17 protein-coding genes are annotated in these 20,777 nt (G+C 71.7%); 4 read left to right on the forward strand and 13 right to left on the reverse strand.

Annotated elements, in window-relative coordinates; genetic code table 11:
* Positions 1-568 precede the first annotated feature (568 nt).
* The 12 genes from ACFQ2D_RS12825 to miaA all read right to left on the reverse strand — a co-directional run bounded on the left by ACFQ2D_RS12825 (position 569) and on the right by miaA (position 13,226).
* Positions 569-1,078: a hypothetical protein gene (locus ACFQ2D_RS12825; protein WP_280941060.1), complete on the reverse strand. Its 510-nt coding sequence runs from the start codon at positions 1,076-1,078 to the stop codon at positions 569-571.
* Between the two features lie 13 nt (positions 1,079-1,091).
* On the reverse strand, positions 1,092-2,756 hold the full coding sequence (locus tag ACFQ2D_RS12830) for a hypothetical protein (protein ID WP_280941061.1): 1,665 nt from the start codon (positions 2,754-2,756) through the stop codon (positions 1,092-1,094).
* A gap of 16 nt (positions 2,757-2,772) precedes the next feature.
* Positions 2,773-3,414 carry a hypothetical protein gene (locus ACFQ2D_RS12835; protein ID WP_280941062.1) on the reverse strand — a complete coding sequence of 214 codons (642 nt, stop codon included), beginning with the start codon at positions 3,412-3,414 and terminating at the stop codon, positions 2,773-2,775.
* Between the two features lie 149 nt (positions 3,415-3,563).
* Positions 3,564-4,133 carry an HD domain-containing protein gene (locus tag ACFQ2D_RS12840; RefSeq protein WP_280941063.1) on the reverse strand — a complete coding sequence of 190 codons (570 nt, stop codon included), beginning with the start codon at positions 4,131-4,133 and terminating at the stop codon, positions 3,564-3,566.
* Positions 4,134-4,563: 430 nt separating this feature from the next.
* Positions 4,564-5,172: a beta-lactamase hydrolase domain-containing protein gene (locus ACFQ2D_RS12845; protein WP_280941064.1), complete on the reverse strand. Its 609-nt coding sequence runs from the start codon at positions 5,170-5,172 to the stop codon at positions 4,564-4,566.
* A 240-nt stretch (positions 5,173-5,412) separates the two neighbouring features.
* Positions 5,413-6,705 (reverse strand): adenylosuccinate synthase, encoded by a 1,293-nt coding sequence (locus ACFQ2D_RS12850; RefSeq protein ID WP_280941065.1) that lies wholly within the window; start codon positions 6,703-6,705, stop codon positions 5,413-5,415.
* Positions 6,706-7,639: 934 nt separating this feature from the next.
* Positions 7,640-7,825: a DUF2065 domain-containing protein gene (locus tag ACFQ2D_RS12855; RefSeq protein ID WP_280942117.1), complete on the reverse strand. Its 186-nt coding sequence runs from the start codon at positions 7,823-7,825 to the stop codon at positions 7,640-7,642.
* A 175-nt stretch (positions 7,826-8,000) separates the two neighbouring features.
* Positions 8,001-8,864: a protease modulator HflC gene (gene hflC / locus ACFQ2D_RS12860; RefSeq protein WP_280942116.1), complete on the reverse strand. Its 864-nt coding sequence runs from the start codon at positions 8,862-8,864 to the stop codon at positions 8,001-8,003.
* On the reverse strand, positions 8,861-10,006 hold the full coding sequence (gene hflK, locus ACFQ2D_RS12865) for an FtsH protease activity modulator HflK (protein ID WP_280942115.1): 1,146 nt from the start codon (positions 10,004-10,006) through the stop codon (positions 8,861-8,863). Before hflK ends, hflC begins: the two co-directional genes overlap by 4 nt.
* Positions 10,007-10,137: 131 nt before the next feature.
* Positions 10,138-11,484, reverse strand: a complete 1,347-nt coding sequence (hflX, locus tag ACFQ2D_RS12870) for a ribosome rescue GTPase HflX (protein WP_280942122.1) — start codon at positions 11,482-11,484, stop codon at positions 10,138-10,140.
* A 102-nt stretch (positions 11,485-11,586) separates the two neighbouring features.
* Positions 11,587-11,862 (reverse strand): RNA chaperone Hfq, encoded by a 276-nt coding sequence (gene hfq, locus ACFQ2D_RS12875; protein WP_280942114.1) that lies wholly within the window; start codon positions 11,860-11,862, stop codon positions 11,587-11,589.
* A gap of 404 nt (positions 11,863-12,266) precedes the next feature.
* Positions 12,267-13,226, reverse strand: coding sequence for a tRNA (adenosine(37)-N6)-dimethylallyltransferase MiaA (miaA, locus tag ACFQ2D_RS12880; RefSeq protein WP_280942113.1), 960 nt, complete (start codon positions 13,224-13,226; stop codon positions 12,267-12,269).
* A 541-nt stretch (positions 13,227-13,767) separates the two neighbouring features.
* Here miaA and ACFQ2D_RS12885 point away from each other — a divergent pair.
* A complete protein-coding gene (locus tag ACFQ2D_RS12885) occupies positions 13,768-15,480 on the forward strand; it encodes a vWA domain-containing protein (RefSeq protein ID WP_280942112.1) in 1,713 nt (570 codons plus the stop codon).
* On the opposite strand, the gene ACFQ2D_RS12890 is transcribed toward ACFQ2D_RS12885, so the two are convergent.
* A complete protein-coding gene (locus tag ACFQ2D_RS12890; protein ID WP_280942111.1) occupies positions 15,481-18,390 on the reverse strand; it encodes a bifunctional diguanylate cyclase/phosphodiesterase in 2,910 nt (969 codons plus the stop codon).
* Positions 18,391-18,566: 176 nt separating this feature from the next.
* On the opposite strand from ACFQ2D_RS12890, the gene ACFQ2D_RS12895 reads away from it, so the two are divergent.
* The 3 genes from ACFQ2D_RS12895 to ACFQ2D_RS12905 are packed head-to-tail and all read left to right on the forward strand — an operon-like array spanning position 18,567 to position 20,760.
* Positions 18,567-19,145 (forward strand): RNA polymerase sigma factor, encoded by a 579-nt coding sequence (locus ACFQ2D_RS12895; protein ID WP_280942110.1) that lies wholly within the window; start codon positions 18,567-18,569, stop codon positions 19,143-19,145.
* Positions 19,142-20,173 (forward strand): hypothetical protein, encoded by a 1,032-nt coding sequence (locus tag ACFQ2D_RS12900; RefSeq protein ID WP_280942109.1) that lies wholly within the window; start codon positions 19,142-19,144, stop codon positions 20,171-20,173. Before ACFQ2D_RS12895 ends, ACFQ2D_RS12900 begins: the two co-directional genes overlap by 4 nt.
* Positions 20,170-20,760 (forward strand): IMPACT family protein, encoded by a 591-nt coding sequence (locus ACFQ2D_RS12905; RefSeq protein ID WP_280942108.1) that lies wholly within the window; start codon positions 20,170-20,172, stop codon positions 20,758-20,760. Before ACFQ2D_RS12900 ends, ACFQ2D_RS12905 begins: the two co-directional genes overlap by 4 nt.
* Positions 20,761-20,777 lie beyond the last annotated feature (17 nt).

The raw sequence follows: 20,777 nt of genomic DNA on the forward strand, positions 1-20,777 counted from the left end.
CCCCACCCCAACCCTCCCCCGCGCGCGGGGGAAGGGCCGATGCGCGAGCGTTGGCGGAACACGCACGCCAGGCCGCCTGCTGTTGCCCTTCCGCTCGCGGGGGAAGGCCGGGATGGGCGCGCGCGCCACAGGCGCGTGCGGCTGACGCGGCGACCGGCTGCCCCCACCCCGACCCTCCCCCGCGCGCGGGGGAGGGAGCCGATGCGCGAGCGTTGGCGGAACACGCACGCCAGGCCGCTTGCTGTTGCCCTTCCTCCGCTCGCGGGGAAGGCCGGGATGGGGGCGCGCGCCAAAGGCGCGCGTGCGGCTGACGCGGCGACCCGCCGTCCCCACCCCAACCCTCCCCCGCGCGCGGGGGAAGGGCCGATGCGCGGGCGTTGGCGGAACACGCACGCCAGGCCGCCTGCTGTTGCCCCTCCCCCGTACGCGGTGGAGGGCCGGGATAGGCGCGCGTGCGGCTGACGCAGCTACCTGCCGCCCCCACCCCACCCCTCCCCCGCACGCGGGGGAGAGAGCCGATGCGCGATGCGCAGCTGAACGACGACGCGTGGCGGCCCCGGGCCGGCACCTAGTTGCCGCCGCCGTCCACCAGCACGTATTGCCGCCCGCGACTTTCCCAAATCGGCGCGTCCCGATCGAGCCGGATGCAGGGCCGCCCGCCACAGGCGCTCATCTCCACGTGCCGGACGGCGCGCTGCACTTCTGCCGACACTTCCGCCGCATCGGCCTTGGCCTGCGCGTCCTGGAGGCGGACATGCGCATGCTGGAGCAGCAGCGCGAAGCCGATCGCCAGCAGCGCCAGCGCCGCGCTGGACAGGATCAGGCCGCGCCACGCCCTCGCCACCGCCGGCCGCAGGGCGAGTTCGGTGTTGCGCCGCTGCTCCTCGAACAGGCGTGCCATGGCCTGCCGCCACTCCGCCTCTTCCGCACCGCGCGTCGCGGCCAGTCCGCCCTGCGCTGCCTGCAGGCGCTGCAGCGCTGCCGCGGACTGTCGCGCCTGCGCGGCTTGCTGATCCGCCGCACGCTCCAACCGCTCTACCGCCAGCATCAGCCGGCGGATGACATCCCTGTCGTCCATGCGTCCTCCGCCCTCAGCGTTGCATCGCCTGCTGCAACTCCGCCAGCTCATGTGGCCCGCTTGGGAAGGGGATTGAAGGCACGGCGTCCGGCCAGCGCCCATCGGATGCCGGCAGGGCCCGTTCCGGCGACGGTGCCGGACCATGTCCCTGCCCTGTGTTGCGCACCGCGGTCCCGGTCGCCTCGGCCCACATCCCCCGGCCCTCGATGGAATCGGCGAAGGCGCGCTGCACTGCGCGTGCGGCGGCATGATCACCGTCCTGCAATGCCTCGATCCATGCATCGACCACGGCGTCGCCACTGCGCATGATCCGTGGCAGGTCGGCCACCGGCACGTGCTGGTGGTCGTGCCCCATGCTGGCGTCCTGGGTGTGGTGGAAATGCCCGGTCGCGGCGGGCGACCGGCTGGTATCCAGGTACGGCCGCGGCGCCCGGTTCGTGCCCAGGTCCAGGCCTTCCATTTCGATCAGGTCTTCGCGCAGGCCCAGCCCGGCCATGTCGATGGCGATCTGCGGCCGCGCGCCGCGATGCCGCACGTCGGCGCGATCCTCGGCCGCGATGATCCGCTCCACCGCCCAGGTGCCGTAGTAGTTGGTGTAATCGGCCGACGGCCCCGGGCGTCCTTCGCCAAGCGTGACCGGGCGCTCGCCGGGTTGGGCATGCAACGGCGACGGGCGGTCGAAGTAGTGCTTGCCCATGGCGGCGACATTGGCGGGGGTCGGGGAGAGGCTGCCGTCGGGGTTGAAGGTGATGCCGGAGTTCACGACAGCTTGCGACGGATTCAGCGGATCGGCCCGCACGAAATCCAGCAGCCGGTCGTTCTGCGTATTCAGCATCAGCCCGATTCCGTCAGCATGTGGGTTGAACTGCCGTTGCCTGCTGAGGAGCGCGTTCCAGCCCGCGATCTGCGCCTTGGCCTCGTCATCGCGGCCAGCACCGAGATAGGCCCTGAGTTCGTCGCTGTAGTCGTGAACCGGACCCGGCGCCTTCGCCTGGATGGCGATATCCCGCAGGAAATCGAGTGTTGCCTTGTCCTTCTCCGCATCGTTGAACCCGTGCTGGATTTCGTGGCCCAGCACAAAGGTCAGATCCTGCGCGTCGTACGTGCCCTGCGGGGTGCCCGGTGACCAGCGCTGCAGTGCGACCGGCGGAAGGTTGATGCCTTTGGGCGTGCCATCGCCGACGGTACCGTCGTAGGTGGCTCCCGCTGCCATTCCGTTGTCGAGAAGGCTGAGATGTTGAACGTGTGACAGTGCCACTGCAGCCTTGACCTGCGCTGCGAGAACGGGTGACCCATTGAAGGTCGCATTGAGGTTGTCGACCATGTCCTGCGTGATCGAATGGGACTGACCGTTCGAGTCGCGCCAGGACCTGCGTGAGAAGTCGGCGACGAGCACCTGAAGTCCCGCCACCGGCTCCAGGTCGCCGTCCCTGAAACTGGCGGCAGGCAGATGGATCATGCCCGCCTGTCTGTCGTAGGTACCGACCAGGGTGGCATTCGAAGTCTCGATTGCGAAACCGCGAAGCTGCCCTGACGCCGCCATGCCGTTGAGCAAAGCCATGCGATCGGGGTCTGCCGAGAGCGCTGCGCGCAGTTGACGCTCTTCGTCTGGTCCTGAGAGCGGGCCTGCAGCGAACTGCCCGAGCAATGCTTCCAGTGCAGTGTTGGGCGTGGCCATCCTTGGCCTCCTTCGATCAGTTCAATGTCCCGATGGATTCCACGCAGAGGCGTCCGGTCTCCCCGGGACGCACGTTCTGGGGAACGATCGAAATCGTGATGTCGCCCTTGTGGTAGCGCACGGAGCGTAGCTCGCCGATCTCGCCCGGGATTGCCACGTCCTGGTACCCCATCGCCAGCAACGCATTGTGGTACGCGTCCAGGCCCAGGCCACAGACAGGCTCCATGCTGGCGGAACGCCGCCCCTGATTGACGAATGAGAGCGCAATGCCTCGGGCGCTGGACGGCGACTCCGGCACGTAATTGAGCACGTAGTGCCATCCGTCACCCAGGTCGTCACTTGCGACTCCGGCCCGCAGCGCGCCGGGTTGGTGCGGGATGGTGATCCCCATCACTTCGCGGATCCGGTCCAGGCTCAGCTGGTCGCGCGACTCCAGCCCGGCGAGCAATGCCAGGAACCGCCTCCCGATCTCCTCGGCGGTGAGCTTCGGGGTATCGGCGGGGGTGTCGGATCCGGGTGCGGTCATGGCGTCGGCCTCCTCTGCGCGGGTTGGCCCGGACGGAGGCGACGAATGCGCGCAGCCCGCGGAAGCCGTGGCGGCACAGGCCAGGAAGAGCCCGGCCAGGCGGGCGCCGGGAAGGCGGATCCATCGCGTCATCGTCATGCGTTCCGTCGCAAGTCCGGTGGCCAGCATACCCGCCACGGCTGGCATGGCAAACCGGGCGGAGATGGGCCCGGCCGATGGCCCCGGGACGGCCGGGTCCGAGCGTTCGCAGTTCGCGAACGAGGGACCCGCGGCGGCGCCCGCTACGCCGGCCGCAATGCCTGCACGTCGTCGAACAACGCCTCGAGCCGCGGATGCGTGCCGCGCAGTCTGGCAACGACCTGCGCCGTCCAGTCGAAGTACTCGCGGCGGCGGTAGGCAGGCCAGTCGGCCGGCGGGAACTCGATGAGGTCGCGCAGGTTGGCGATCTTGTCGGCCAGCTTCACCAGGCGCGCGCCGTGGGAGGCGTGGGCGGCGCGTTCGACCTGCAGGCGCTTGCGCTCGGGCTTGGGGAGGGTCTTGTCGTCGGTCAGCGCTTCGACGTAGGCGAGGACGGCTTCGCCGAACCGGGCACGCAGTTGCCGGCGCCCCTCTTCGAGGCCGGGCTGGTCGTCATGGCCGCAGCAGTCTTCCAGGTAGTCGTGCAGGGCGGCGGCGCAGAGCACGTCGGGATCGTCGATGCCCGCTTCGACGGCGAGGATGCGCACCAGGGCGACGGGGTGGTTGATGCAGGGCGTGGCGTCGACGTCCTTGCGGCGCTGGGCGCGGTGCGCGTGCGCGGCGAAAGCGATGGCGTCGATGACGCGGGCGATGGGCTGGGTGGTTTGGGTCATGCGGTGGTTCCCCTGGATTGGGCCCATGATCGGACGCCGGTGTCGCAGCGTCTGACATTGCTCCACCGTCCTTCGCTTTGTCCCTTCCCCCGCTCGCGGGGAAGGCCGGGATGGGGCACGCGCCGGAGGCGCGCGTCTGGTGACGCGGCGACCTGCTTGCCCCACCCCAACCCCCCCGCAGGCGGGGGAGGGAGTCAGGCGGGATGCGGCAAACCATGCCAGGGAGTACGACCGCGAAAGCACTCGTCCAGCGGCAGCGAGGCACGGCCAAGCCTCGCCGCGCCTTGCCCCTTCCCCCGCGCGCGGGGGAAGGCTGGGATGGGGGCGCGCGCCGAAGGCGCGCGTCTGATGACGCGGCGACCTGCGTGCCCCCACCCCAGCCCTCCCCCGCAAGCGGGGGAGGGAGCAGCACCGCTTATGTGCGTGGGGGTCAGATGCCCTTGCAGGCTTCGGTCCGGTCCGGGCCTTCGGCCGATGCGAGGCAGCGTTCCAGCGCAAGGCGCTTCCGCACTTCGGACTCGAGGCTGCGCAGGCCCCAGCGGCGGCCTTCGGCGATGGCAGCTTCTTCTTCAGCGCCGTTCAACCAGGCGGCGCGCAGTGCCGCCAGGGCGCCGACGCGGTTGCCGCTGGCGCAGTGGACGAGCGCAGGTCCTTCAATGCCGAGGAGCAGCTGATCGAAGGCGTCGACGGAGGCACGGTCGAGATCGGAGGCGCCTGCGATGGGCAGGTTGTCGTAGGCGAGGCCTGCGGCGCGAACGGCGGAAGCTTCGTCGAAGTCGGGGGTTTCGGCGTCGGGCGTCAGGTCGATGACGTGGCGAATGCCGGCGGCGCGCAGGGCAGGCAGGTCGTCGGCGGTGATGCGGCCACCGGTGAGGATGCCTTGCGCCGGCTTGTTGAAGCGGGAGAGTGCATCGGTCGCGGGCGCTTCAGCGCTGGCGGCGGCGGTCGCGTCGGTCTGTGCGCGCGAAGTGGCACAGCCGGCGAGGACCAGCGCGGCAATGGCGAGGCAAAGCGTTTGCGAGTGGCGGAGGCGGCTCATCTGGGAGGGCCTTCGGAGATTGCCTGGGGATTTGGGATCAGGGCTCCGGTGGCCCCCACCCCGGCCCTCCCCCGCGCGCGGGGGAGGGAGGCGGAGCGCGGCGTCGGAGGAGACTTCTCTTCGCTGTGACGCCTTCGCTGTGACGCCTTCGCTAACGCCGTCGTTGACGTCTTCACCGGGTGGTCTTCGCTGTCGCTTCGCCTGCTTGAGACGGGTCGCGAGCAAGGACGCCGCAGCCGGTCAGGCGAACGGATCCTGCAGCACCATGGTGTGCTCTCGGTCCGGGCCGGTGCTGACGATGCTGATCGGGCAGCCGGCCAGCTCTTCCAGCGCGCGCAGGTAGGCGCGGGCGGCGGGGGGGAGTTCGTCCCAGTTGGTGATGCCGTGGGTGTTCTCGGTCCAGCCGGGGAACTCCAGGTACACCGGGGTGATCTCTTCCCAGCCATGCGCGTCCAGCGGGGCGTACTCGGTGCGCTTGCCGCGGTATTCGTAGGCGATGCAGACCTTCAGCTTCTCCATGCCGTCGAGCACGTCGAGCTTGGTGATGCACAGGCCGGTGATGCCGTTGATGGCGACGGCGCGCTTGAGCGCGACGATGTCCATCCAGCCGCAGCGGCGCGGGCGGCCCGTGGACGCACCGTACTCGGCGCCCCGGTCGCGGATGCCCTGCCCGATCTCGTCGTCCAGCTCGGTCGGGAACGGGCCGCCGCCCACGCGCGTGGCGTAGGCCTTGGCGATGCCCAGCACGTAGTCGATCGCATCGGCGCCCACGCCGGTGCCGGCCAGCGCGCCACCGACGGTGGTGTTGGAGCTGGTGACGTAGGGATAGGTGCCGTGGTCGATGTCCAGCAGTGCGCCCTGGGCGCCTTCGAACAGCACGCGCTTGCCCTGCTTGCGCAGGTCGTGGCAGATGCCGGCGACGTCGCTCTTCATCGGCTCGACGTATTCGCCGAAGGCCAGCGCTTCGTCCAGCGTCTTCTGGAAGTCGACCGCCTCCACGCCCAGGTACTGGGTGAGCACGAAGTTGTGGTAGTCGAGCGCGGACTTGAGCTTCTCGGCGAGCTGCTCGGGATAGTGCAGGTCGGCGATGCGGATGCCGCGGCGCGCCACCTTGTCTTCATACGCCGGGCCGATGCCGCGGCCGGTGGTGCCGATGGCCTTGCCGCCGGCGGCCTTTTCGCGGGCCTGGTCGAGGGCGATGTGGTACGGCATGATCAGCGGCGCGGCGGGGCTGATCTTCAGGCGCGAACGCACTTCCACGCCGGCGGATTCGAGTTCGGCGATTTCCTTGACCAGCGCTGCCGGCGAAATCACCACGCCGTTGCCGATCAGGCACAGCGCGTCGTCGCGCAGGATGCCGGACGGGATCAGGTGCAGCACGGTCTTCTTGCCGTTGATGACCAGGGTGTGGCCGGCGTTGTGGCCGCCCTGGAAGCGCACGACCGCACCGATTTCCTCGGTAAGCAGGTCGACGATCTTGCCCTTGCCTTCATCGCCCCACTGGGCGCCGAGAACGACGACTGACTGGCCCATGGCCATGACTCCTCTTGCATGCGGCCGTCGGGGCCGCAGGGGTGGCCGGATCCGGCGCCCGCGTGCTGGAGGGAGGACGCCATCGGGGCGCCGTCCGCCACGCCGGGCCAGACACGGAAAAAGCCGGCGGGGCGATGTCCCCGACCGGCTTTTACGCATTATCCGGGTTTTGGGGCGCAGGGGCCAGTTTCGGGGGTGTGGGGTTGGCTGGGGTTCGGGTGGGCCACGACGTCCTGGCGTGGCCGCCCCATGCTGTCTGGGGGCTTTTTCTCCTTCCCCCCCCTGCGACCTTCCCTTCCCCCCTGCGCGCGTTTCTCCTTCCCCCGCTCGCGAGGGAAGGTTGGGATGGGGGCGCGCGCCGAAGGCGCGCGATACCAATCAAGCGACCTGCGGCCCCCACCCCAACCCTCCCCCGCACGCGGGGGAGGGAGTCGAAGCTGCAGGCGGGGCGGGAATCGATGCCGCAGCGGGTGGCGACTCGACGTCGCTGGTGCGGCGGAAGCAGAGGCCGCGAGCGGTGAGGGATGTCAGGCTGCTCAACCCCGCCAGCACGAGCCCGACGCTGAAATCCGTGGCCAGGCACGCCGCCCTGCCCCTTCCCCCGCTTGCGGGGGAAGGCCGGGATGGGGGCGCGCGCCGAAGGCGCGCACTCCTTCAGTCACTACGCAGTAGCGGGTGGCGACTCGACGTCGGTGGTGGCGGCGGAAGCAGAGGCCGTGGGCGGTAAGGGATGTCAGGCTGCTCGACCCCGCAAGCGCGAGCCCGAAGCTGAAATCCGTGGCCAGGCACGCCGCCCTGCCCCTTCCCCCGCTTGCGGGGGAAGGCCGGGATGGGGGCGCGCGCCGAATGCGCGCACTGCTTCAGTCACGACGCAGTCAATCAGGCGCGACGCAGTCGATCCGTCACGACGAAGCCGATCCGGCACTCGAGCCGATCAGCCGCGCACGAAATACAGCGCCGCCAGTCCGCAGGCCAGGACGATCGCACCGATGCGGCGCAGCTGCGGTTCGGCCAGGGCCTGCATCTGTTCCGCGGTGCGCTTCCACACGCCCGGTACGGCGAACAGCACGAGGCCTTCGATCACGGCGACCAGGCACAGGGCGGCCCAGAGGTCCTGCATGGGGCGGGTTCCTTGGCTGGTGGAGTGAGGACGCGGCGATCGGAGCGGCGCCCCCATCGGCCTTCGGCACCTTCCCCCGCAAGCGGGGGAAGGAAAGACCGGGTTGCACGCCGCTGGGCGTGCCCGTCACGGTCCGGTGCGGAGCGCGCTGCCTCCCGTCGAGGCGCGCGCCATGTCAGCGGTCGCTGCGCATGTACTGCAGGAACGGGTCGTTGCGCTCGAGCACGATCACGCCGTTGCCGTCGGCGAACGCCGCGCGATAGGCCTCGAGGCTGCGCTGGAACGCGTAGAACGACGGGTCGCGGCTCGCGGCCTGGCCGTAGATGCGGGTGGCCTCGGCATCGCCCTCGCCTCGCAGCTTCTGCGCGTCGCGCTCGGCCTCGGCCACCAGCACGGTGCGCTCGCGGTCGGCCTGGGCGCGGATGATGCGGGCCTGCTCCTCGCCCTCGGCGCGCAGGCGGCTGGCCACCTGGCGGCGTTCGGCGCGCATGCGGTCGTAGACCTGGGCGATGACGTCGCTGTCGGTGGGCAGGTCGATCTGCTTGAGGCGGATGTCGATCACCCGCATGCCCAGCGTCTTGGCGGCCTCGTTGATGCCTTCCAGCTGCCTGGCGATGATCTCCGAGCGGTCGCCGGACACCAGCTGCTGCAGGGTGCGGGCGTTGATCTCGTTGCGCAGCGAGTCCTTGATGATCGGGGCGAGGCGGTCGCTGGCCAGCTCCATCTGCCCGCCGGTGGCGCGGTAGAAGTCGGCCACGTCGCTGATCAGTCCGATCGCGACGAAGTCCACGCTCACGTCCTTGCGCTCGGAGGTGAGGTAGCGCTCGGGCGAGAACTCGGCCGCGTAAAAGCGGCGGTCGAACACGCGCGCAGTTTCCACCAGCGGGATCTTGAAATGCAGGCCCGGGCCGATGTCGGTGCGGGCCACGCGGCCCAGGTTGAGCACCAGCGCGGTCTGGCCTTCGCGCACCACGTATACCGAGCCCATCAGCAGCAGCAGGGCCGCGACGATGATGGGGGCGATCAGGTTGAGTCTCATCGGTTGCCTCCTTCACCGCGGGCGCCACGGGTGGGCCGCGGCAGGGTCGATTCGCTGCCGGCGCCGTTGGCCGGCATCACGATCTCCGGCGGCAGCACGGGCGGCTGCTGGGTGCCGGAGGAGGACGCGGTCTCGGGCTGCTGGGTCATCGGCACGTAGATCAGCTGGCGGCCGTCGCCGCCGACAACGGTGCGGTTGTCGGCCAGCACGTCCTGCACGGTTTCCAGCCACAGTCGCTTGCGGGTCACGTCGGGCGCGTTGCGGTACTCGTCCACCAGCAGGCTGAAGCGCTCGGCGTCACCGGTGGCGCGGGCCACGGCGGCGGTCTTGTAGCCCTCGGCGGTGGTGCGCAGGCGCTGCGCGTCGCCGCGCGCTTCGGGCACCACGCGCGCGGCGTAGGCGCGGGCTTCGTTGACCAGGCGCTCGTTGGTCTGCTGGGCGCTGTTGACCTCGTCGAAGGCCGGCTTGACCTCCTCCGGCGGACGCGCGTCCTGCAGGTTGAGCTCGGTCACCACCAGGCCGGTGCGGTAGGCCTCCAGCGAGGCCTGCAGCGCGGTCGAGGCGGCCACCGACAGCGGGCCGCGTGCGTTGAGCGCGGTGTCCAGGTCGGCGCGGCCGATCTGCTCGCGCACCGCGCTCTGCGCGATCTGCTCCAGCACGCGGGTGGCGTTCTGGGTGCCGAACAGGAACAGTTCCGGATCGCTGACGCGGTACTGAACGTTGAACGAGACGGTCACGATGTTCTCGTCGCGGGTCAGCACCGGCAGGCTGTTGGTGAAGGTGCGCACCGTGGTGGCGTCGACCTTGGTCACCGTCTCGATCGGCCACGGCGCCTTGAAGTTGGGACCCGGCTGCATCACCCGGGCCACCTGGCCGAAGCGCAGCACCACGCCGCGCTGCTGCTCGCCGATAAGCACGAAGCAGTTGAACACCAGCCACAGCACCAGGGCGATGGCGATCCAGCGCAGCGGGCTGCCGCCGCCGGGGCCGCCGCCGAACAGGCCGCGCAGCCGGTCGCCCAGGTCGCCGAGCCCGCCGCCGCTGCGGCGCCGCTTCGGCGGCCAGGGATTGCGGCCATCGCCGCCGGGGCGCGGACGTTCGGGCCGCTCGCCGTTGTTCTTGCCGGGAATGTTCCAGGCCATGCCTGCTCCAGTCTGGGTGCGCCGCCACCGGGTGGCGCATCGTGTAGCGGGTGCGGGTGCGGACGGCCCGGCGCGCACCGGATCGCACCCGGTCGCGGAAGGGCCGGCTCAGCGCCAGCGGGTCGGTAAGTTTACAGGGTGGGGTCGGGCTCGAGTTCCGGCAAGAGCGGGCGCAGGGCGGCGCCGTCGGCCTGCGCGGCCAGGCGCGCGGCATCGGCCTCGGACAGGTCCACCTGCAGGCGCCAGCCGTGCTCGTCGTGGGTCTCGCCGCGCACCGCGTCGAGCTGGTGCAGGCGCGCGCGCAGGCGTCCGGACTCCGGTCCCAGGGCCAGCTCGGCCACGATCCGGCGCTGGGCCAGGCGCTGCGACAGGGCCTGCTGCAGCAGGTCCAGGCCGAGGCCGTCGCGGGCCGAAATCCAGACCCGCTCGCGGCCGACGGCCACGGTATCGCCGGGCAACGCCGGCTCGCCGTCGCCGGGGTCGGGGGCGTCGCGACGGGCCTGCGCACCCTCGATCCGGTCGATCTTGTTGAACACCAGCAGCTGCGGGATATCGCCCGCGCCGATCTCCGCCAGCACCGCGTCCACCTGGCGGATGCGCTCCTCGCGCAGCGGGTCGGCGGCGTCGATCACGTGCAGCAGCAGGTCGGCCTCGCGCGCCTCGGACAGGGTCGAACGGAACGCGGCCACCAGCTCGTGCGGCAGGTCGCGCACGAAGCCCACCGTGTCAGCCAGCACCAGCGGGCCGCTGGCAAGGGCGATGCGGCGCACGGTCGGGTCCAGGGTGGCGAACAGCTGGTCGGCGGCGTAGGCGTCGGCGCCGGTCAGGGCATTGAACAGGGTCGACTTGCCGGCGTTGGTGTAGCCCACCAGGGCCACGCGCGGGACCTCGCTGCGCACGCGGGCGCGGCGCATCTGGTCGCGCTGCACCTGCACCTTGGCCAGGCGCTTCTGCAGCATGTCCACCCGCTTCTGCAGCAGGCGGCGGTCGGTTTCGAGCTGGGTCTCGCCGGGGCCGCGCAGGCCGATCGAGCCGCCGCGCTGGCGCTCGAGGTGGGTCCAGCCGCGCACCAGGCGCGTGGCCATGTGCTTGAGCTGGGCCAGTTCGACCTGCAGCTTGCCGTCGTGGCTGCGGGCGCGCTGGGCGAAGATGTCCAGGATCAGGCCGGTACGGTCGACCACGCGCCGCTCCAGCGCCTTTTCCAGGTTGCGCTCCTGGCCCGGGGTGAGGTGGTGGTTGACCAGCACCAGGTCGGCGCCGGTAGCCTCGCAGGCGGCCTTCACCTCGTCGAGCTTGCCGGTGCCGATCAGCAGCGCCGGATTGGGCTTGTCGATGCGCGCGGTCAGCACCGTGGCGACGGTGGCACCAGCCGAACGCGCCAGTTCGGCGAACTCTTCCAGTTCGGCGTCGTCGGGCGCGCCTCCGGCATGGGGCTGGATCAGCAGCGCGTGTTCGCCCTTGCGGGAGCGCTCGAACAGTTGGGTCGGCATCGGATCTCGGCGGTCGGCTCAGGCTGCCGAGATGGAGGCCGTGGTGCCGGACTTCAACCGCCGGGGCGCACGCGGCGCCCCGGACCGGCTTCAGGCCGGGTCGGCCGGGGCGTCTTCGCCGCCTTCGGTGGCCTGGACCACGCCGCCGCCCGGCCCCACGCGCACGTTGCGCGCCGGCACCACGGTGGAGATGGCGTGCTTGTAGACCATCTGGCTGACGGTATTGCGCAGCAGGACCACGAACTGGTCGAAGGATTCGATCACGCCCTGCAGCTTGATGCCGTTCACCAGGTAGATCGAGACGGGTACGCGCTCGCGCCGAAGCGCATTCAGGAAAGGATCCTGCAAGGACTGTCCCTTGGACATCGGTGTTTCCCCAGCTTGGTTATTGTTGTATCCGGCCGGCGCCCTCGGGCATCCCCGGCCGCATTGCCCGACCCGCAGCATCCCCGGCGGCGGCAACACCCCGGATGGTACACAACCGGCCGCGCCAGGGGCGGAATGCGCGGCGATGGCGTCACAAAAGCCGGAAAAGGCCCGCGAACGACCCGTTCGGGGCCCGCCCACGGCTGCCGGGAGCCCGGCGCCACCGGCGCGGGACGCTGACGCGAACCTCGATGGTGTCCTGCCAGCCACCGCGGCATTGCGCCCGGCCCCGATGCCGCCGCGAACCACGGCGGGCCGCGCCACCCGCCGGGCGCGCGGGCAGGGCTTGCATGGCCCATCGGTGGGCTGCGCCGCGCGGGGCGCCCCCGAGCGGCGCGAGGGAATCAGTCGCGGCCGAGGAACCGGGTCACCGCGCGGTCGACGGCGGCGCCCTGCCCCTCCGGGTCGAACCACAGTGCGTCCAGCTCGCCGCGCAACCAGGTCAGCTGGCGCTTGGCCAGCTGGCGGGTCGCGGCGATGCCGCGCTCGCGGAACTCCGCGACGTCGCAGGCGCCGTCGAGGTGCTCCCAGGCCTGGCGGTAGCCCACCGCGCGGATGGCGGGCAGGTCCAGCGGCGCCGGGTGCGCGGCGAGCCGCGGCAGCGCGCGCAGGCCCCGAACCTCGTCGAGCAGGCCGGCCGCAAGCATCGCGTCGAAGCGCCGGGCGATGCGCGCATGCAGCACGGCGCGATCGTCCGGGGCGATGACCAGGCGCAGCACGCGCACCGGCAGCTTCGGATCGGTGGACGGCGCCGCCTGCCAGGCGCTGATCGGACGGCCGCTGAGGCGGAACACTTCGAGTGCGCGCTGGATGCGCTGCGGATCGCCGGGCTGGATGCGCGCGGCGGCGGCGGGATCGACCCGGGCGAGTTCGCCGTGCAGTGCGGCCCAGCCGCGCTGCGCCGCTTCCCGTGCGATCGCGGCGCGCATGGCCGGATCGGCCTCCGGCATGGGCGAGAGTCCGCGCAGCAGGGCCTGGAAATACAGGCCGGTACCGCCGGCGAGGATCGGCAGGCGGCCGCGGGCGAGGATGCCGTCGAGGGCCGCGCGTGCGTCGCGGGCGAAGTCGGCGGCCGAGTAGGTCTCCCATGGATCGCGCAGGTCGAGCAGGTGGTGCGGTGCGCGGGCGCGTTCATCGGCGTCGGGCTTGGCCGAACCGATGTCGAGGCCGCGATAGACCAGGGCCGAATCGACGCTGACGATCTCGCCACCGAAGCGCTGCGCCCAGTCCAGGGCGAGCGCGGTCTTGCCCGAGGCGGTCGGGCCCATCAGGGCGATGGCGGGTGGGCGGGTATCGATCGGCATGGGTGGATTATCGGGGCTGGCGGCGCGGGGCGCGGAAAGCGTTTGTGCCAGCGGGTGGCGTTGGATGGGACGGCGTTCGGTGGCGTGGATGCATAGGATGGTCGCTGCAACAGCGGTGGCTCCGGCGGCCCCCACCCCAACCCTCCCCCGCCTGCGGGGGAGGGAGACAGCGCCCCTCCGCGGCCTGCTACCTCCCCTCACCCACGCGTACCTCCCGCGCCTGCCTCCTCATTGTCCTGCCTCCTCCTCGCATTGCCTCCTCCTCGCACTGCCTCCTCCTCGCACTGCCTCCTCCTCGCACTGCCTCCTCCTCGCACTGCCTCCTCCTCGCGCTGCCTCCTCCTCCGTACATGGTTCCTCCTCCGTGCCTGGCTCATCCCCGCGGTGGTTTCCCTGCGCACCTGCTCCCTCCCCCGCTCGCGGGGGAGGGCTGGGGTGGGGGCGCGCAGCACCGGATCCGTTCCGTCTCCCCGGACCCACCGGAGCAACCCCATTCCCCCATCACAGGCGTTCAAGCTCCGGTCCACCACGGAGCACCGCCATGCATCGCCATGTTCTCGCCCTCGCCCTGGTCGCCGCGATCGCCGCCACCGCCTGCAGCACCCGCTCCGATTCCGTGGCCGAGGCGCCGCCCGCAGCCGCCCACGATGCCCAGCCCGATTCCATCGTCGTCAGCGGAACGCGCGCCCGGGCCGAACAGGCCCGCAGCGCCGCCCTGCACCAACGCCATGCGGCCATGCCCGCCGCGCTCGTGGCGATGCCCGCCCCGCCTGCGCCGCCGCCCTACTACGCCCAGCCCGCCAACACCGAGCGATACGCCGAGCGCCAGGACAATCCCGTGCGGCGCACGAGCGAGCAGCCGGTATCGACGTTCTCGATCGATGTCGACACCGGCAGCTACAGCAACGTGCGGCGCATGCTGCGCTTCGGCAACCGGCCGCCACCGGACGCCGTCCGCGCCGAGGAGTTCATCAACTACTTCGATTACGGCCATCCCGGCCCGGACTCGCTGGACACTCCATTCCGCGCCACGACCGAACTCGCACCGGCCCCCTGGGACGCACGCCGCCACCTGCTGATGATCGGCATCAAGGGTTACGACGTGCCCAGGGCGGAACTGCCACCGGCCAACCTGGTGTTCCTGATCGACACCTCCGGCTCGATGAACGCGCCGGACAAGCTGCCGCTGCTCAAGCGCGCCTTCGCCGAACTCACCGGCCAGCTGCGCGCGCAGGACCGCGTCTCGATCGTGGTCTACGCCGGTTCGGCCGGGCTGGTGCTGCCGCCCACGCCGGGCGACCGCAAGGACGAGATCCTCGCCGCGCTGGAGCGGCTGGAAGCCGGCGGCAGCACCAACGGCGGTGACGGCATCCAGCTGGCCTACGCGATGGCGCGCCGCGCCTACATGGACGGCGGCGTGAACCGCGTGCTGCTGGCGACCGACGGCGATTTCAACGTCGGCACCATCGATGGCGGCTCGCTGGAAGCCCTGGTGGCCGACCAGCGCAGTTCCGGCATCGCGCTGACCACGCTCGGCTTCGGGCAGGGCAACTACAACGACCACCTCGCCGAGCGCCTCGCCGATGCCGGCGACGGCAACCATGCCTACATCGACACCCTGCAGGAAGCGCGCAAGGTGCTGGTGGAGGAAATGTCCTCGACCCTGCTCACCATCGCCCAGGACGTGAAGATCCAGATCGAGTTCAACCCTGCGCTGGTGTCGGAGTACCGCCTGATCGGTTACGAAAACCGTCTGCTCGCGCGCGAGGAGTTCGCCAACGACAGGGTCGACGCGGGCGACATCGGCGCCGGCCACGAAGTCACCGCGCTGTACGAGATCGCCCTGGCCAGCTCGGGAGCCGGGCAGCTTCCGGCACTGCGCTACGGCCAGCCGGCGCAGGCTGCCGCGTCGGCCACCGCCGGCGAATTCGCCCACCTGCGCCTGCGCTACAAGCGCCCCGGCGAAACGCAGAGCCGGCTGATCGAGACTCCGGTGACGCGCGCGCACCTGCGTGCGCAGCCCGGCGAGTCGATGCGCTTCGCTGCGACGGTGGCGGCCTTCGCCGATGCGCTGCGCGGGGGCAGGCACCTGGGCCAGTGGGACTGGGCGGAGATCGCCGGGAACGCGAAGCAGGCGCTCGGCGACGACCCCTGGCAGCTGCGCGCCGAATTCGCCGGACTGGTCGAGGACGCCGCGCGCATGGTCGCCGGCAGCGAACCGGCGCAGCCGGACCCGCCGCCGGTCGCGCCCTGATCAGGCGGGCAGCAGCAGGGGCGCCGGCGTGCCGGCCGCGGCCTTGATGGGCTGCGGCCGGCCGAACAGGTAGCCCTGGCCGTAGGCGCAGCCCAGTTCGCACAGCAGCTGGCGCTGCTGCTGGGTTTCCACTCCCTCGCCGATGGTGTCGATGCCGAGGGTGCCGGCAAGGGCCAGGATCGCGCGCACCAGGGCCAGGCTTTCGGCCTGGCTCTCGCCGGCCAGGCCGGCGATGAAGCTCTGGTCGATCTTCAGCGCCTGGATCGGGAAGCGGTGCAGGTACGACAGCGCCGAGAAGCCGGTGCCGAAGTCGTCCAGCTGCGCCAGCACGCCCTGCGCGCGCAGGGTGCCGAGGATGCGCGCGGCGCGCGGCGCGTCGTCGAGCAGCGCGCCCTCGGTGATCTCGATGCGCAGCCGGTGCGGGTCCACGCCCGCCTCGTCGGCGATGCGCAGCAGGCGTTCGGCGAAATCCTCGGCGTGGAAGTGCCGCGGCGAGACGTTGATCGAGACGTAGCCGCCGGGGTTGGCCGCCATCCACGCCACCACGCGCCGGTACAGCAGCCAGTCCACTTGTTCGATCAGGCCGCTGTCCTCGCACACGCGCAGGAACTCCGACGGCGGCAGCCAGCCGTGGAGCTCGTGCTTCCAGCGCAGCAGCGCTTCGTGCCCGACCACCGCGCCGTCGGTCAGTCGCACGATGGGCTGGAAGTGCGGCTCGAAGGCCTCGCGCTGGATCGCTCGACGCAGGTCGGCTTCCAGGTCCAGCAGGCGCATCGCCTCGGCGCGCATCTCCTCGTCGAACAGCGCGCTGCGGTCGCGGCCGCGGGCCTTGGCGCGGTACATGGCGGCGTCGGCGTCGCGCAGCAGTTCGTCGGCGTGGCGGTAGCGCGGCTGCCACAGGGCGATGCCGATGCTGGCCGAGGGGAACAGCTCGCGCCCGGCCACCCACATCGAGCGGCCGAGCTTGCGCAGGATCCGGGCGGCGCGCGATTCGGCCGACTGCGCGTCGGCGGCGGCCAGCACGATCGCGAACTCGTCGCCGCCCAGCCGCGCGACCACGTCCTCGGTGCCGATCGCCGCGCGGATGCGGCGGCCGATCTCGATCAGCATCGCATCGCCGGCGGCATGGCCCATCGAGTCGTTGATGAGCTTGAAGCGGTCGAGGTCGAGGAACAGCACGGCGAAGGGCTGCCGCCCCGGCTCGTGCATGCGCCGCATCATCGCGTCGAGGCGATCGAGCAGGAACACGCGGTTGGGCAGGCCGGTGAGGTCGTCGTGGCGGGCCTGGTGGGTCAGGCGCTGCTGGGCGCGCACGCGCTCGCCGATCTGCGCGCGCAGTTCGCGGTTGGCCTGCTCGAGTTCGCGCGTGCGCGCCTCGACCCGGAATTCAAGTTCGGCGTGGGTGGCCTTGAGCGCCTCCTGGGTGCGCTTGCGCGCCAGCGCGCCGTCGACGTGGTGGGCAACGAAGGTCAGCAGGTCCTGGTCGGCCGGGGTGAAACCGACGTCGGTGCCGTAGCTCTGCACGGCGATCACGCCGCAGGTGATGCCGTCGCGGCTCAGCGGTACGCCCAGCCAGCAGTGCGCCAGGGAACCGTGGCTGCGCACCTGGCCGGCCTGCTCGAGCTGCTCCATGCCATAGCGGTCCACCAGCAGGGCCTGGCCGGTGCGGATGACGTATTCGGTCAGGCCGGTGCCCAGCCGCCGCGGACGCCGTACCGGGTCGCGCTCGTCGACCGAATAGGGGAACTCGAGCGCCGAGCCGTCCTCCGACAGCAGGGCGATGTAGAAATTGCGCGCGTCCAGCAGCTCGTCGATGATCCCGTGCACGTCGGCGTAGAAACGCTCGATGCTGCCGGCGGTGATCGACAGCTCGCTGATCCGGAACAGCGCGCGCTGCAGTCGCTCGGCGCGCTCGCGTTCCACGATCTCGGCCTCCAGCACCCAGTTGGCGTGCTGCAGCTCGCGGGTGCGCTCCTCGACGCGGCGCTCCAGTTCCTCCTGCGCGGACTTGCGGTCGAGCGCGGTGAGGATGTGCTGGGCCACGAACTCGAGCAGGGCCCGGTCTTCCTGGGTATAGCGCCCGGGCTGGTCGTAGCTCTGCACCACGATCGCGCCGCTGACGCAGCCGTCGCGCCGCATCGGCACGCCCAGCCAGTCGGCGCTGTCGGGACCGTGCGCCGGATCGGTTTCCACGCCCAGCGCGCGCCGCACCTGCACCGAAGGCCCCAGCATCGGCTGGCCGTGGCGCAGCATCGCCACGGTCAGGCTGCTGGACATCTCCGCCAGCGGGATCTCCTGGTCCGGATCGGCGACCCAGGGATCGTGCTGGTCGACGAAGTACAGGAAGCACAGCGTTTCGCGCTCGTCGTCGTAGCGCACGATGTAGAAGTTCTCGGCCGGCATCAGGGTGCCGACGATGGCGTGGATCCGCGCCAGCATCTCCTGCATGTCGAGCTTGGCGCCCGACAGGTCGGCGATCTCGTAGAGCGCCTGGCGCAGCCGCTCGGACTTGCGCAGGCCCTCGAAGCGCGACTGCGCGCGGGCGCTGGCGAAGTGGGCATCGATGGTGCCGCGCGCCAGGCCGGTCCAGCCCTCGCGCAGGGTGGCGGGGATGCGTCGCCCGGGCTGCACCGCCAGCGCGACGCGGGCGGTCTCGACCGTCCAGCACAGGGCCAGGTCGTGGCGGCCGCCGGCCGGCTCGCCGCCGGCCAGCAGGGTCGCCACCGCCTCGGCCGGGGCCGGCGTGGCCGCGCCGCCCAGGGAGATGCCGGCACCCAGCAGCGGGTCGTCCCAGCCCACCGCCACGGCCGCACCCGGCGGCAGGGTCCGCGCGAGCAGCGGGCCAAGGACGGTCAATCCGGCCTGCTCCCCGGGGTCCCGGATGTGCGCCTCGACCACGGGGATATTCACGGTTACGACACCTCCATCGGAAAAGCATAACGGGAACCGGCACGCGAACCGGCAACCCCGTCCGCCCCCGCCGACCGTTCGCCATGCACATGTCCGCTTTCCCCCTCCCCCTGCCAGCGTCCCCGTCGCAGCCGCGCGGCTTCACTCGCACCGGGCCAGCGCTTACCCTGCCGCAGGTGAACGAAGCCGCGCCCGCCAGCGACCCCGACCCCAGCGACGAAGCGCTGATGCTGGCCTATGCCGGCGGCGACGCGGCGGCATTCGACATCCTTTACGGCCGCTACCGGCTCCGCCTTTACCGCTTTCTCGTCCGCCAGCTGCGCGACCCCGCGCTGGCCGACGAACTGTTCCAGGACGTCTGGCAGAAGCTGATTGGCGCCCGCGCCGGCTGGACCCCGGACGCGGCCTTCAGCACCTGGCTGTTCCGCATCGCCCACAACCGCCTGGCCGACCACTGGCGCGCCCAGCAGCACCGGCCGCCGGCGCCGGCCGACGCGGACGAGCGCACCGCGCGCGTGCCCGACCCGGACACGCCGGAGCGGCAGCTGTCCGAATTCGAGCAGCGCCGACGGCTGCAGCTGGCGCTGGACGAACTGCCGCCGGAACAGCGCGAGGTGATCGCGCTGCGGCTGGAGCAGGAGCTGAGCCTGGAGGAGATCGGCCGGGTGACCGGCGTGGGCCGGGAAACGGTGAAGTCGCGCCTGCGCTACGCCATGGACAAGCTGCGCGCGCGGCTGGGGAGCGTGGCGCCATGAGCCGCCGCGAGCACGACCCGCTGTCGCCGGACGAGCGCGGGATGGCCCAGCGCCTGTCGCGGCTGGAGTCGACCGCCGCACCCTCGCCCGAACTCGACGCCCGGATCCTGGCCATGGCCCGCGGTGCGGGCGGCGCGGGCGCCACGTCCAGGCCGGCGGCGCCACGGCGCGCGCGCCCACGCTGGCCCGTGTCGATCGGCCTGGCCGCCTCGCTGGCGGTGGCGGTGGGCGTGGCCTGGCAGCTGCGGCCGCAGCCGGACAGCCAGGTACTGCCCGCGCCTGCGGAGCGCGGCGACATACCGGCGGCGGTGTCGAGCATGCCCGCTGCGGAAGAAGCGCCGGTCGCGGTCGTCGATGCACCCGAACCGCCCGGTTCCGGTGGCGATACCGTGCGCGCCCGGCCGCTGGCGGAAGGGCCTCCCGTCGCGGCGGCCGCGCCTGGGGAGACCACGCCGGCACGGCAGGCGGCCGAACGCGAAGCCCGCGCCGAAGCGGAAGCGCGACAGGCCCGCGCACGCGGGCACGCGGCGGAGGACGCTGCCCGACGCCAGGCACGGCCAGCGGCCGCCGTCGCGGCGCCGGCCCAGGTGGCGGCCGCACCGCCGCAACGCGCCGTGGAACCGCTGCGCACCAGGACCACTGCCTCGCAGGACGAGGCCATCGAATTCGTGCCGCCGCCTCCGCCGCCCGCGCCACCTGCCCCTCCGGCACCGGCACCGGCGCCCGCGGCCGCGTCCGGCGACGCGGCACGCACGAAGGCGCCCGCGCCTGCGGTGGAGCAGATCGTGGTCACCGGCACCCGCGCCGAAGAGGCGGCCGGATTCGACGTGGTGGCCGACCAGCCGCTGGACGACCGTCCGCCCGCCTCGGCCGATTCGCCCGAGGTGCGCGAGCACTGGCTGCAGCGCATTCGCGAGCTGCGCGAAGGCGGCGAGGTGGACGCAGCGCGCGCCAGCCTGCGCGAGTTCATGCGCCGCCATCCCCACGCAAAGGTGCCGGCCGACCTGCGCCCGCTGCTCGACGAATGACGCTGGACACCCTTGCTGCGCCGGTGCAGCACGTCATCGAGGTCAAGCACAGCCGCTTCCTCGCCCGGGGCGCGCCGATCGACTCGGCCGCGGACGCGGCCGCATTCCTGCGCGAGGTGGCCGTGCCCGACGCCACCCACAACTGCTGGGCATGGCGGCTGGGCGGCGACTACCGCAGCAGCGACGACGGCGAGCCGGCCGGCACCGCAGGCCGGCCGATCCTGGCGGCGATCGACGGCCAGGGCTTCGACCGGGTGATGGTGGTGGTGACGCGCTGGTACGGCGGGATCAAGCTCGGCGCCGGGGGCCTGGTGCGCGCCTACGGCGGGTCGGCCGCCGAGTGCCTGCGAACGGCGCCGCGCACGCCACTGCTCGAAACCGCGCAGCTGCGCGTCCACGTGCCGTTCGAGGACGTGTCCCTGCTGCACCACCTGCTGCCGTCGTTCTCGGCCGCCAAGCTCGGGGAAAGCTTCGATGCGGACGGGGCCCGGATTGCGCTCGAACTGCCGGCCGACCAGGCCGACGCCTTGAAAATCCGGCTCCGCGACGCCACCCGTGACCGGGCACGATTCGACGACGAAGGCTGATGGCGTTCTCCCACGAC

Source organism: Luteimonas composti (assembly GCF_042678665.1).
GTDB classification, from domain to species: domain Bacteria; phylum Pseudomonadota; class Gammaproteobacteria; order Xanthomonadales; family Xanthomonadaceae; genus Luteimonas; species Luteimonas composti.

Coding starts and splice junctions, on each gene's coding strand:
- ACFQ2D_RS12825 (WP_280941060.1), bottom strand. CDS start 1,078: ATGGACGACAGGGATGTCATCCGCCGGCTGATGCTGGCGGTAGAGCGG.
- ACFQ2D_RS12830 (WP_280941061.1), bottom strand. CDS start 2,756: ATGGCCACGCCCAACACTGCACTGGAAGCATTGCTCGGGCAGTTCGCT.
- ACFQ2D_RS12835 (WP_280941062.1), bottom strand. CDS start 3,414: ATGACGCGATGGATCCGCCTTCCCGGCGCCCGCCTGGCCGGGCTCTTC.
- ACFQ2D_RS12840 (WP_280941063.1), bottom strand. CDS start 4,133: ATGACCCAAACCACCCAGCCCATCGCCCGCGTCATCGACGCCATCGCT.
- ACFQ2D_RS12845 (WP_280941064.1), bottom strand. CDS start 5,172: ATGAGCCGCCTCCGCCACTCGCAAACGCTTTGCCTCGCCATTGCCGCG.
- ACFQ2D_RS12850 (WP_280941065.1), bottom strand. CDS start 6,705: ATGGGCCAGTCAGTCGTCGTTCTCGGCGCCCAGTGGGGCGATGAAGGC.
- ACFQ2D_RS12855 (WP_280942117.1), bottom strand. CDS start 7,825: ATGCAGGACCTCTGGGCCGCCCTGTGCCTGGTCGCCGTGATCGAAGGC.
- hflC (WP_280942116.1), bottom strand. CDS start 8,864: ATGAGACTCAACCTGATCGCCCCCATCATCGTCGCGGCCCTGCTGCTG.
- hflK (WP_280942115.1), bottom strand. CDS start 10,006: ATGGCCTGGAACATTCCCGGCAAGAACAACGGCGAGCGGCCCGAACGT.
- hfq (WP_280942114.1), bottom strand. CDS start 11,862: ATGTCCAAGGGACAGTCCTTGCAGGATCCTTTCCTGAATGCGCTTCGG.
- miaA (WP_280942113.1), bottom strand. CDS start 13,226: ATGCCGATCGATACCCGCCCACCCGCCATCGCCCTGATGGGCCCGACC.
- ACFQ2D_RS12885 (WP_280942112.1), top strand. CDS start 13,768: ATGCATCGCCATGTTCTCGCCCTCGCCCTGGTCGCCGCGATCGCCGCC.
- ACFQ2D_RS12900 (WP_280942109.1), top strand. CDS start 19,142: ATGAGCCGCCGCGAGCACGACCCGCTGTCGCCGGACGAGCGCGGGATG.
- ACFQ2D_RS12905 (WP_280942108.1), top strand. CDS start 20,170: ATGACGCTGGACACCCTTGCTGCGCCGGTGCAGCACGTCATCGAGGTC.